The organism is Streptomyces sp. NPDC057877 (genome assembly GCF_042796855.1).
Lineage (GTDB): Bacteria > Actinomycetota > Actinomycetes > Streptomycetales > Streptomycetaceae > Streptomyces.
The window spans coordinates 509,355-520,894 of record NZ_JBHVMS010000006.1; the positions used below are offsets into that span (position 1 = coordinate 509,355).

The window sequence follows — 11,540 nt, forward strand, 5'->3', positions numbered from 1 at the left end:
ACCAAGGGCTCAACCCCGCCCCCGGAACCGCCGCCGCTCCGGCGTCGCCTCCTCGGAGGGCGTGTCGGCGAGACGTACGACGGGATCGTCCGGCCCCTCCCGACCGGCGACGACCGGCCGCGTGGACCGCTCGGCCTTGGCCCGGTACTGCGCGGCGTCCGCGAGCCGGAACAGACGCCGGGCGCTGCCCACCGGCCCGATCGGCTCCTCGGTGGACGCCACCCCGCACGCCACGCCCTCCCCCAGCTCCAGTTCGGCGGCGCGGCGGCACAGCTCGTCGGCCACCTTGACCACGTCGTCGGCGGGCGGCCCGACCGCCAGCAGACAGAACTCGTCACCGCCGAGCCGGGCCACCAGCGCCCCCGGCAGCATCGCGCCGCACAGCGACAGCACCGACCCGAACCGTTCCAGCAGCCGGTCGCCCACGGCGTGCCCGTAGGTGTCGTTGACCTGCTTGAGCCCGTTCACGTCGCAGACGACCAGACTGACGACGGTGCCGTCCGCGCGGTACCGCTCCACCGCCTCGTCCAGCCGCATGTCCACACAGCGGCGGTTGGCGAGCCCGGTCAGCGCGTCCGTGAAGGCCAGCCGCCGGGCCTCCTCCAGCCGCTCGGTCTGGGTGAGCCCCGCGGCGGCGACGGCGGCCAGCACGGTCGCGAAGTCGGCGTCGGCCCGGTCGAACACGGGCGCGCCGACCGGGCGCGCGACATACAGTTCGCCCCAGGCCCGGCCGTGCAGCACCACCGGCGCGACCACACAGCAGCCCCGGCCCCGGCGGCGCAGGGCGGCGACGCGCTGGTGGCAGTACCCGGGGCGCAGGCCCTCGGCCGGACCCTCGGCCGTCTCCACCCAGGCGTTGGGCTGACCGCCCGCCGCCCACTGCTCGTGCAGGAACTCGGTGATCTCGGCGAACTGGTGCACGGGGTAGGCCTCGTCCTCCGGGAACTCCAGCTCGTCCGGGGCCCGCTCGCCCACGTTCACCAGCACCCGTAGCCGCCCCAGCTCCCGCTCCCACACCGACAGCGCGGCGAAACTCCCGTCCAACGCCCGGCACGCCCCCAGCGCCGCGGCCCGCCAGGACTCCCGCGGCGTGTGCGCGGCGGCCATCCCCTGCGCGAGCGCCACGACGTCCGCGAGCCGCTTGTCGTCAGCCATCTCTCCAGGCTAGGGACGTTCGGGGTATTCCGGGACATTGATACGGCGCCAGGGTGATCGTCGACGGTCGGCGCTCACCCGCCGCGGCTGAGGTCTGCCGCCCCCCGGACCACGCGGAACGGCCGGAACTCACTCCCCCGGCCACACCGGCTTCCGCTTCTCGTTGAACGCCGCCACCCCCTCCGCCCGGTCCCCCGAGAACGCCACCGCCCGCCACGCCGCGTCCTCGACCTCGAGACCGGCCCGCAGATCCAGCCCCTGCCCCAGCCGCAACGCCCGCTTGGCCGCCCGCAGCCCGACCGGCGAGTTCGCGGCGATCCGGGAGCCCAGCGCCAGCGCCTCCTCCCGGTCCCGTCCGGCCTCCACCAGCTGATCCACCAGCCCCAGCTCCCGCGCCTCGACGGCCTCCACCCGCCGCGCGCTGAAGATCAGCTCGGCCGCCCGCGCCGCCCCCACCCGACGCGGCAGCAACTGCGTACCACCGCCCCCGGGAATCACCCCGACGGACACCTCGGGCAGCCCCACCACCGCCGTACGGTCGGCCACGATCACATCGCAGGCCAGCGCCAGCTCGAACCCGCCCCCCAGCGCGAACCCGTGCACCGCCGCGATCGTCGGCACCGGCAGCTCCAGCACCCCCGTGTACGCCCCGCGCGCCACCGGCCGCTGCCGGACCAGTTCCGCGTCGCTGAAGGAGTTCCGCTCCTTCAGGTCGGCCCCGACGCAGAAGGCCCGCTCATGCGTCGAGGTCAGCACCACCGCGGAGACGTCCCGGTCGGCGCCCAGCGCCGCACACGCCGCGGCGATGGACCGCGCCATCTCGGTCGACACGGCGTTCATGGCCTTGGGCCGGTCCAGGGCCAGCTCCGCGAAGCGCCCCGCGCCCTCGTCCCCGTGTCGCCGTACCAGCACGAACTCCCCGAACCGCTCCTCGCTCACAACACCCTCCGGTTAACGCGGGTTAACAGCATCCGTCCCGATCATCGCAGCCCCGCCCCGCCAGGAAAAGGCCGGACGCCGACCCCGGCCCCGCCCACCCGTCCGGGTGACACCCGCCCCGACCGCGCACCGGCGCCCACGACGGGCGCATAGCGTGCGCACGGCCAGGCGCACCGGGGAGGGACGACGATGAGGACGGGCACGACAGCCAGGGCACGCCGCCTCCGTGGCCGTCACCGCCGGACCCGCCCGCCGAGACTGCTGTTCCTGGCCGCCGCGGTCGCCCTCCTCACGGGCATCCTCAGCCTCGTACGCCTGGCCCCCGACCCCGACGTCGGCACCCCCGCCACCGCCCGGGCCGAACCCCGCCGCACGCCTTCGGCGACCCCCGCCGCGGGCCCCGTCGCCGTCCCCCGGGCGGCCACCAGCAGGACCACCAGAGCCCCTGCGGAAACCCGCCCATCCCCTACGGCTCGGGGGACCGAGACCAGCGCCGTTCCTTCCGCGACCGTCCCCCTGAGCACGCCTTCCCCTCAGGCACCCGCAGCCCCCACAACCCCAGCGGAAAGCCCCGCCCCGACCCGTGCACCGAGCACACCAGCCCCGGCAGCGCCCTCACCCCCCGAGACCACCCCAGACTTCTGCGTCCCCGTCATCGACCTCTGCCTGGCCCCGGACCCGCTCCTGTGAAGCGAGGCCGGGGCCTACGCTCCGCCGTCCCGCCGCATCAGCAGCCAGGGCTCCACGACACCCAGCCCGCGCACCGGCCGCTGCCACATGGGCTGAAGGGCGAAACGGTACGTCGGAGGCTCCTCGCCCTCCTTCTCCGCCGCCGCGGCGGCCTCGGCGGCCTCGGTCTCGGAGGCGGGGGCCTCCTGGGTGCGGACCAGTTCCTCGGCGAAGGCGCTGTCGACGAGCACGGCGTCGCGGGGAGCTATCGAGGTGAGCCGGGAGGCGAGGTTCACGGTGGTGCCGAAGACGTCGCCCATCCGGGTGGTGACCGTGCCGAAGGCGATACCGACGCGCAGTTCGGGCATCGTCTCGTCGTTCGCCATGGTGTCGATGAGCCGCAGCGCGATCTCGGCGGCCACCCCGGCGTCGTCGGCGCTGTAGAGCACCTCGTCGCCCAGGGTCTTGATCAGCCGTCCGCCACGGGCGGCGACGAGATCGGCGGCGGTGGTCTCGAAGGCCTCGACGAGTTCGCCGAGTTCCTCCTCCTCCAGGCGGCGGGTCAGCCGGGTGAAGCCGACGAGGTCGGCGAAGCCGACCGCGAGCCGCCGGTCGACCATCTCCTCGTCGTCCGTGGCCTGCACGACCCGGCCGGTGGCGGCGGCGAGCTGACGGCGCCAGACATAGACGAGGAACTCCTCCAGCTCCGGCAGCAACAGCTCCACCAGGGGATACGTCACCTCGGTGCGGGTCATGCCGGGCTCGGGGGGCTCGGTGAGGCCCTCCAGGAAGGAGTCGATCTGCCAGTCCGCGAGCCGGGCGGTGGTCTGCCCGGTGGACCGGGCCACCTGCACGGCCATGGCCTCGCTGAGCAGGCCCGCCTCGACCAGACCCGCGAGACGGCGCAGGGCCAGGACGTCGGCCTCCGTGAGGGCCTTGGCCTGCCCGATGTCCGCGAAGCCCATGGCCCGCCAGAAACGGGAGGCCAGTTCCATGGAGACACCGGCACTGCGGGCCGCCTGGAACGGGGTGTAGCGGCGCTCGGCGCCCAGGATGAGCTGTTCGAGACGCAGGGCGAGCGGGTCCTCGCCGGGGTCGGCGGACTTCGGCTCCAACCGGCCTTCCCCGTCCGTGCCGGAGCCCGTGTCGTCGACGGTCACGCCTGTTGCCCTTCCGATCTGCCGCGGTCAGGTACGACCGGCCTCAACTCTACGGCAGATGTGCCGCAGCTCACTCCGTGAGAAAAGCCGGATGCGCTGGTCCGCACGGGTCGCCCCACCTGCGCGCCCCTTCTCCTCAGGGGGCCCGCCGCCCGTCCGCCCGGTGCCGCGTACCCGCGGCCCACGACTCCATCCGCGCCGCTGCGTGCACTTCCCGCGCACCCTCCCCTACGCCGGGCGCAGGTGCACGATGTCCCCCGCCCCCACGGGCTCCCGCATCCCCTCCTCGGTGGCGAGCACCAGCCGTCCGTCGCCGTCCACCGCGACCGCCTCGCCGACCACCGACCGCTCCCCGGGCAGTTCGGCCCGTACCAGGCGCCCCAGGGTCGCGCAGCCCGCGGCGTAGGTCTCCTGGAGGCCGCAGGCGGCGGCGTCGCCACCGGCCGCGCGCCACTTGCCGTACCACTGCTCCAGCGCGCGCAGCACGCCCCGCAGCAGCGGGTCGCGGTCGGTGCTGACCGCTCCGGCCAGCGCGATCGACCCGGCGTGCGGGACCGGCAGTTCGTCCGCGCGGAGGGTGACGTTGACGCCCACGCCGATGACGACGCCGTCGTCCCCGGCGCGTTCGGCGAGGATGCCGCCCGCCTTGCGCTCCTCGCCGCCGACGGTGACCAGCAGGTCGTTGGGCCACTTGAGCGCCGTATCGACCCCGGCCGCGCGGGACAGCCCGGTGGCGACCGCGACGCCGGTGAGCAGGGGCAGCCAGCCCCAGTGGGCCACCGGCACGTCGGCGGGGCGCAGCAGCACGGAGAAGAAGAGGCCGGAGCGGGCCGGTGCCGTCCACTGCCGGTCGAGCCGCCCCCGTCCGGCGGTCTGCTCCTCGGCGACGAGGACGGTGCCCTCGGCCGCCTTGCCCTCGGTGGCCAGCGCGACCAGGTCACCGTTGGTGGAGCCGGTGCGCTGCACCACCTCCACCCCGGTCCAAAGGCCGCCCTCGCGGAGCAGCCCGCGGCGCAGGGCGGTGGCGTTCAGCGGCGGCCGTTCCAGGTCGGACCAGCGACTGCCGTTGTTCGCGTCTGATGCATCGTGCGGCGTCATGCAAGCCAGCCTAGGTGTGGTAAATGCCGCACTGCCGATCGGTAGGCCCCCCATTACGCTACGGATGAGTAGCCCATCCCCCTTCTGAGCACCCTTCTGAGCACACCCTCACATCCCACTGAGCAGGCAGGGAGCAGCATCCCGATGTCCGAGCCGGAAGAGCTGGCGCAGCAGCCCGACATCCACACGACCGCGGGAAAGCTCGCGGATCTACAGCGCCGTATTGACGAGGCGACGCACGCCGGCTCGGAGCGCGCCGTCGAGAAGCAGCACGCCAAGGGCAAGCTGACGGCGCGTGAGCGGATCGCCCTGCTGCTGGACGAGGACTCGTTCGTCGAGCTGGACGAGTTCGCGCGGCACCGCTCCACCAACTTCGGCCTGGAGAGGAACCGGCCGTACGGCGACGGTGTCGTGACCGGGTACGGCACGGTCGACGGCCGTCCGGTCGCCGTCTTCTCCCAGGACTTCACCGTCTTCGGCGGCGCGCTGGGTGAGGTGTACGGCCAGAAGATCGTCAAGGTGATGGACTTCGCGCTGAAGACCGGCTGCCCGGTCATCGGCATCAACGACTCCGGCGGGGCGCGGATCCAGGAGGGCGTGGCCTCGCTCGGCGCGTACGGGGAGATCTTCCGCCGCAACACCCACGCCTCGGGCGTGATCCCGCAGATCAGCCTGGTCGTCGGCCCGTGCGCGGGCGGTGCGGTGTACTCCCCCGCGATCACCGACTTCACGATCATGGTCGACCAGACCAGCCACATGTTCATCACCGGCCCGGACGTCATCAAGACGGTCACCGGTGAGGACGTCGGCTTCGAGGAGCTGGGCGGCGCCCGCACCCACAACGCCACGTCCGGGGTCGCCCACCACATGGCGGGCGACGAGAAGGACGCCATCGAGTACGTCAAGCAGCTGCTGTCCTACCTGCCGTCCAACAACCTCTCCGAGCCCCCGGCCTTCCCCGAGGAGGCGGACCTCGCGGTCACGGACGAGGACCGTGAGCTGGACGTGATCGTCCCGGACTCGGCGAACCAGCCGTACGACATGCACACGGTCATCGAACACGTCCTCGACGACGGCGAGTTCTTCGAGACGCAGGCGCTGTTCGCGCCGAACATCCTCACCGGGTACGGCCGGGTGGAAGGGCGCCCGGTCGGGATCGTCGCCAACCAGCCGATGCAGTTCGCGGGCTGTCTGGACATCACCGCGAGCGAGAAGGCCGCCCGCTTCGTGCGCACCTGCGACGCCTTCAACATCCCGGTGCTGACCTTCGTCGACGTGCCCGGCTTCCTGCCCGGCGTCGACCAGGAGCACGACGGCATCATCCGCCGCGGCGCCAAGCTGATCTACGCCTACGCCGAGGCGACCGTCCCCCTGATCACGGTCATCACCCGCAAGGCCTTCGGCGGCGCGTACGACGTCATGGGCTCCAAGCACCTGGGCGCCGACCTGAACCTGGCCTGGCCCACGGCCCAGATCGCCGTGATGGGCGCCCAGGGCGCGGTCAACATCCTGCACCGCCGCACCATCGCCGAGTCGGACGACCCGGAGGCCACCCGCGCCCGTCTGATGCGGGAGTACGAGGACGCCCTCCTCAACCCCTACACGGCCGCCGAGCGCGGGTACGTCGACGCGGTGATCATGCCGTCGGACACCCGCGCGCACATCGTCCGCGGCCTGCGCCAGCTGCGCACCAAGCGTGCCTCCCTGCCGCCGAAGAAGCACGGCAACATCCCCCTGTAAGGAGCCCGCTGTGACTATCAAGGTCGTCCGGGGCAACCCGACCCCCGAGGAGCTGGCCGCCGCCCTGGCGGTCGTCCGCGCCCGCGCCGTGGCGGCGGCGTCCGTGCCGCCCGGCGCGCCCGGCCCCCGCGACTCCTGGGCCGACCCGTCCCGCATCGCCGCCCACCACGTGCCCCACCCGGGCCCGACGTCCTGGAGCCGCACGTACTGGCCCGCCTGATTTGAGTACGCGTACTCAGGCGCCCGCCCGCCCCTCGCCGGACCATGGCAGACATGCTGTGGTCCGACCCGGAGAACGAGCCCCCCAAAGAACTGCGCGACATGCAGACCATGCTGCGCCGCTTGGGGGTCCTCCTGGCCTTGGCCATGCTGCTGGCGATGATCGTCACCGGCCTGAGATGAGGGGGGCGGCGCGGGCCGGGCGGGCCCCGGCACCCGGCACCCGGCACCCGCCCGGCGTGAGTCCCCCCGCCCCACCCCACTAACCTGGCCGTATGACTGATCAGCCGCGTCGTCGACTCGTACTCGCCTCCCAGTCACCCGCCCGGCTGGGCCTGTTGCGGCAGGCGGGGCTGGATCCCGAGGTGATCGTCAGTGGGGTCGACGAGGATGCCGTCAGCGCGCCGACCCCTGCTGAGCTGGCGCTGGCGCTGGCCGAGGCGAAGGCGTCCGTCGTGGCGGCGAAGCCGGAGGTCAAGGGGGCGTTGGTGATCGGGTGCGACTCGGTGCTGGACCTGGACGGTCAGGCGCTGGGGAAGCCCGCCGACGCCGAGGAGGCCACCGCGCGGTGGAAGGCGATGCGCGGGCGGGCGGGGACGCTGCAGACGGGGCACTGCGTCTACGACACCCTCAGCGGCCGCTACACCTCCGCCGTCGCCTCCACCGTCGTCCGCTTCGGTGAACCGACCGATGACGAGATCGCCGCGTACGTGGCCTCCGGGGAGCCCCTCTACGTCGCCGGGGCGTTCACGCTCGACGGGCGCTCGGCGCCGTTCATCGACGGCATCGACGGCGACCACGGCAATGTGATCGGCATCAGCCTGCCCCTCGTACGCCGTCTGCTGGCGGAACTGGGCGTGGGGATCACGGAGTTGTGGGCGCCGTAGGAGACGCGACGGCGTCGGCGGGCTCTCCCGGGGCGTCGTAGGTCATCAGCAGCAGGATGACGAGGGCGAGCACGGCCGCCATGAACAGGAACGCGTGCCAGCCCACCAGCCCCCAGGTGAAGGCGCCCAGCAGCCCGTGCACGACCGCCGCGCTGATCAGCAGGACGCGCCCGAACCCGGCGGGCCGCCGGTCCCGGAGGGCGACCAGGAGGGCGACCAGACCGCACAGCGCGAAGTAGAGGCCGAAGACCACTCCACCGATCTTCGAGGACGTCGACATCACGTCCGGGTCCAGGCCCGCCAGCGACATGTCCTGCCGGTCCACGACAACACCGAGGAACCAGTTCAGCGCCGCGACGCCGAGCGCCTCCGCGAACAGCACGACCGCCACCACCCACGCCACCGGCCTGCGCACCACTGCTCTCACCACCCCTGTTACCGCAAGTACCGTTCAGTCAGCGCGAGGCTACTAACGGGTAAACCCCGGGACAAGGGTTCGACGGAGGGCAAAGATTCGTTGGGCCATTCGTAGGGACTCCACAAAGAAACGGAGTGGGCCGCAGCACGCCCTCACAGAGACCTTGACCACACGGGGGGACTAGGGTTTTCCGGAGCAGTCCAGCGCACCGCGGTGCGACAAGGGATTTCGCAGGTCGAGCGAGCCTCGAATCACGCTCCGTGTGGGCAAGCTCACCATTGGGGACGGGTCGAAGTGCCGTGTCGGCAGTCCCTAAACTCGGCTTGTTTCAAGGAGGGAGCCTCATCGTGCGCAAGGTGCTCATCGCCAACCGTGGCGAAATCGCTGTCCGCGTTGCCCGGGCCTGCCGGGACGCCGGTATCGCGAGCGTGGCCGTATACGCCGACCCGGACCGGGACGCTCTGCATGTCCGCGCCGCGGATGAGGCGTTCGCCCTGGGCGGTGACACCCCGGCCACCAGCTATCTGGACATCGACAAGGTCCTGGGCGCCGCCCGCGAGTCCGGTGCGGACGCCGTCCACCCCGGTTACGGCTTCCTCTCCGAGAACGCCGAGTTCGCGCAGGCCGTGCTGGACGCCGGGCTGATCTGGATCGGCCCGCCGCCGCAGGCCATCCGCGACCTCGGCGACAAGGTGGCCGCCCGGCACATCGCCCAGCGCGCGGGCGCCCCGCTCGTCGCGGGCACCCCGGACCCGGTGTCCGGCGCGGAGGAGGTCGTGGCCTTCGCCGAGCAGCACGGGCTGCCGATCGCGATCAAGGCCGCGTTCGGCGGCGGCGGCCGTGGTCTGAAGGTCGCCCGCACCCTGGAAGAGGTGCCCGAGCTGTACGACTCGGCCGTCCGTGAGGCCGTCGCCGCCTTCGGCCGGGGCGAGTGCTTCGTGGAGCGCTACCTGGACAAGCCCCGGCACGTGGAGACGCAGTGCCTGGCGGACCAGCACGGCCACGTGGTCGTCGTGTCGACCCGTGACTGCTCGCTGCAGCGCCGCCACCAGAAGCTCGTCGAGGAGGCCCCGGCGCCCTTCCTCTCCGAGGAGCAGGTCGCGCAGCTGTACAGCGCCTCCAAGGCCATCCTGAAGGAGGCCGGGTACGTCGGCGCGGGCACGGTGGAGTTCCTCGTCGGCAACGACGGCACGATCTCCTTCCTGGAGGTCAACACCCGTCTCCAGGTGGAGCACCCGGTCACCGAGGAGGTCGCCGGGATCGACCTGGTCCGCGAGATGTTCCGCATCGCCGACGGCGAGGCGCTCGGCTACGACGACCCGCCGCTGCGCGGCCATTCCTTCGAGTTCCGCATCAACGGCGAGGACCCGGGCCGCAACTTCCTGCCCGCCCCCGGCTCGGTCACGGCCTTCGCGCCGCCGTCCGGCCCGGGTGTCCGGCTGGACGCGGGCGTGGAGAGCGGCTCGGTGATCGGCCCGGCGTGGGACTCCCTGCTGGCCAAGCTGATCGTCACCGGCCGCACCCGCAAGGAGGCGCTCCAGCGGGCGGCCCGCGCCCTGGACGAGTTCCAGGTCGAGGGCATGGCCACCGCCATCCCCTTCCACCGCGCGGTGGTCCGCGATGCCGCCTTCGCGCCCGAACTGACCGGCTCCACCGACCCCTTCACGGTCCACACCCGCTGGATCGAGACGGAGTTCGTCAACGAGATCAAGCCGTTCACGGCCGCCGTCGACACCGAGGCGGAGGAGGAGACGGGCCGCGAGACGGTCGTCGTCGAGGTCGGCGGCAAGCGTCTGGAGGTCTCGCTGCCGTCCTCGCTGGGCATGTCCCTGGCCCGCACCGGCCTGGCGGCGGGCGCCAAGCCCAAGCGGCGCGCGGCGAAGAAGTCCGGCCCCGCGGCCTCCGGCGACACCCTCGCCTCTCCGATGCAGGGCACGATCGTCAAGATCGCCGTGGAGGAGGGCCAGGAGGTCAAGGAGGGTGACCTGATCGTCGTACTCGAGGCGATGAAGATGGAGCAGCCCCTGAACGCCCACCGGTCCGGCACGGTCAAGGGCCTGGCCGCGGAGGTGGGCGCGTCCGTGACCTCCGGCGCGCCGATCTGCGAGATCAAGGACTGAGCAACGGGCACCACCCGGAAGCGCCCGGCGGCACGCTACGGCAAGCCCGCCGGGCGCTTCCCCATGTCCGCACCGGACATGACCGCACCCGACCGCTCACCCACCCGCTCCCTGTGGCGCGTCACCGCCGCCGGAGATCGGCGACCCTGGCCCCCCGCTCGCTCCCGGGCCCCTGCTCACCGAGGCTGCGGAGCGACGGTGCCGCCCCCTGGACCTGACCGCGGCGCGGGGAGGGGAGCGGCACGTCCCGGCGCTGCTGGCGTGCCGGGGCGGGCTCACCCCCCGCGACGTTTCCCGAGCCGCCCTGCGTACCGGCCACGGCGATCTGGACGCCCTGGTCGGCCAGGGCCTGCAGCTCGGTGGCGGCCCGGTCGTCATGGCCGGGGGGCTCGTCGGTCACCAGCCGGGTGATCACATCGGTGGGCACCGTCTGGAACATGGTGTCCGTGCCGAGCTTGGTGTGGTCGGCGAGGACGACGACCTCGGCGGCGGCCTGCACCAGGGCCCGGTCGACGGAGGCGGAGAGCATGTTGGAGGTGGACAGCCCGCGCTCGGCGGTCAGCCCGCTCCCGGACAGGAACGCCCGGGACACCCTGAGCCCCTGGAGCGACTGCTCGGCCCCGCTGCCCACCAGGGCGTAGTTGGAGCCGCGCAGGGTGCCCCCGGTCATCACCACCTCCACCCGGTTGGCGTGGGCCAGCGCCTGGGCCACCAGCAGGGAGTTGGTGACGACGGTCAGCCCCGGCACCCGTGCCAGCCGACGGGCCAGCTCCTGGGTGGTGGTCCCGGCCCCGACCACGATGGCCTCGCCCTCTTCGACGAAGCCCGCGGCGAGATCGGCGATGGCCGTCTTCTCGGCGGTCGCGAGATGTGACTTCTGCGGAAAGCCGGACTCCCGCGTGAACCCGCCCGGCAGTACCGCACCGCCATGTCGGCGGTCGAGGAGTCCTTCTGCCTCCAGTGCGCGCACGTCCCGCCGTACGGTCACTTCGGAGGTCTGGACGACGCGGGCCAGCTCCCGGAGCGACACGGCTCCGTTTGCTCGCACCATTTCGAGGATCAATTGGCGACGTTCTGCAGCGAACACGAAACTGACAGTAACCCCAACGACCGTCTGGTTTCAGCAGTTTGCGCC

Annotated in this window: 11 protein-coding genes; 5 read left to right on the forward strand and 6 right to left on the reverse strand. The window is 72.6% G+C overall.

The features are described from left to right. Positions 1 to 9: 9 nt before the first annotated feature. The 4 genes from ACFVQG_RS20845 to ACFVQG_RS20860 all read right to left on the reverse strand — a co-directional run bounded on the left by ACFVQG_RS20845 (position 10) and on the right by ACFVQG_RS20860 (position 5,021). Positions 10 to 1,155: a diguanylate cyclase domain-containing protein gene (locus ACFVQG_RS20845; RefSeq protein ID WP_383385131.1), complete on the reverse strand. Its 1,146-nt coding sequence runs from the start codon at positions 1,153 to 1,155 to the stop codon at positions 10 to 12. Between the two features lie 129 nt (positions 1,156 to 1,284). Then, complete coding sequence (locus ACFVQG_RS20850) at positions 1,285 to 2,094, reverse strand: enoyl-CoA hydratase/isomerase family protein (protein ID WP_383385136.1); 810 nt, start codon at positions 2,092 to 2,094, stop codon at positions 1,285 to 1,287. A gap of 704 nt (positions 2,095 to 2,798) precedes the next feature. Continuing rightward, positions 2,799 to 3,923, reverse strand: a complete 1,125-nt coding sequence (locus ACFVQG_RS20855) for an adenylate/guanylate cyclase domain-containing protein (protein ID WP_383385141.1) — start codon at positions 3,921 to 3,923, stop codon at positions 2,799 to 2,801. A 228-nt stretch (positions 3,924 to 4,151) separates the two neighbouring features. Then, entirely contained in the window at positions 4,152 to 5,021 is an 870-nt protein-coding gene (locus tag ACFVQG_RS20860; RefSeq protein ID WP_383385144.1) for a biotin--[acetyl-CoA-carboxylase] ligase, read from the reverse strand. Between the two features lie 144 nt (positions 5,022 to 5,165). On the opposite strand from ACFVQG_RS20860, the gene ACFVQG_RS20865 reads away from it, so the two are divergent. The 4 genes from ACFVQG_RS20865 (at position 5,166) to ACFVQG_RS20880 (ending at position 7,867) form a co-directional block, all read left to right on the forward strand. Next, positions 5,166 to 6,761 (forward strand): acyl-CoA carboxylase subunit beta, encoded by a 1,596-nt coding sequence (locus ACFVQG_RS20865; protein ID WP_383385147.1) that lies wholly within the window; start codon positions 5,166 to 5,168, stop codon positions 6,759 to 6,761. Between the two features lie 10 nt (positions 6,762 to 6,771). After that, positions 6,772 to 6,981, forward strand: coding sequence for an acyl-CoA carboxylase epsilon subunit (locus ACFVQG_RS20870; RefSeq protein WP_383385149.1), 210 nt, complete (start codon positions 6,772 to 6,774; stop codon positions 6,979 to 6,981). Positions 6,982 to 7,034: 53 nt separating this feature from the next. Continuing rightward, positions 7,035 to 7,163: a morphogenic membrane protein MmpB gene (mmpB, locus tag ACFVQG_RS20875; RefSeq protein ID WP_383385152.1), complete on the forward strand. Its 129-nt coding sequence runs from the start codon at positions 7,035 to 7,037 to the stop codon at positions 7,161 to 7,163. Between the two features lie 92 nt (positions 7,164 to 7,255). After that, positions 7,256 to 7,867: a Maf family protein gene (locus ACFVQG_RS20880; RefSeq protein WP_383385155.1), complete on the forward strand. Its 612-nt coding sequence runs from the start codon at positions 7,256 to 7,258 to the stop codon at positions 7,865 to 7,867. On the opposite strand, the gene ACFVQG_RS20885 is transcribed toward ACFVQG_RS20880, so the two are convergent. After that, on the reverse strand, positions 7,845 to 8,294 hold the full coding sequence (locus ACFVQG_RS20885) for a hypothetical protein (RefSeq protein WP_383385578.1): 450 nt from the start codon (positions 8,292 to 8,294) through the stop codon (positions 7,845 to 7,847). The two genes, ACFVQG_RS20880 and ACFVQG_RS20885, sit on opposite strands and share 23 nt — an antisense overlap. Before the next feature lie 338 nt (positions 8,295 to 8,632). Between ACFVQG_RS20885 and ACFVQG_RS20890 the strand changes: the two genes are divergently transcribed. After that, the gene (locus tag ACFVQG_RS20890; RefSeq protein ID WP_383385158.1) at positions 8,633 to 10,405 is read left to right on the forward strand and encodes an acetyl/propionyl/methylcrotonyl-CoA carboxylase subunit alpha; all 1,773 of its coding nucleotides are present in this window, start codon (positions 8,633 to 8,635) and stop codon (positions 10,403 to 10,405) included. 121 nt (positions 10,406 to 10,526) lie between these two features. On the opposite strand, the gene ACFVQG_RS20895 is transcribed toward ACFVQG_RS20890, so the two are convergent. Continuing rightward, positions 10,527 to 11,492, reverse strand: coding sequence for a DeoR/GlpR family DNA-binding transcription regulator (locus ACFVQG_RS20895; protein ID WP_383385161.1), 966 nt, complete (start codon positions 11,490 to 11,492; stop codon positions 10,527 to 10,529). Positions 11,493 to 11,540 lie beyond the last annotated feature (48 nt).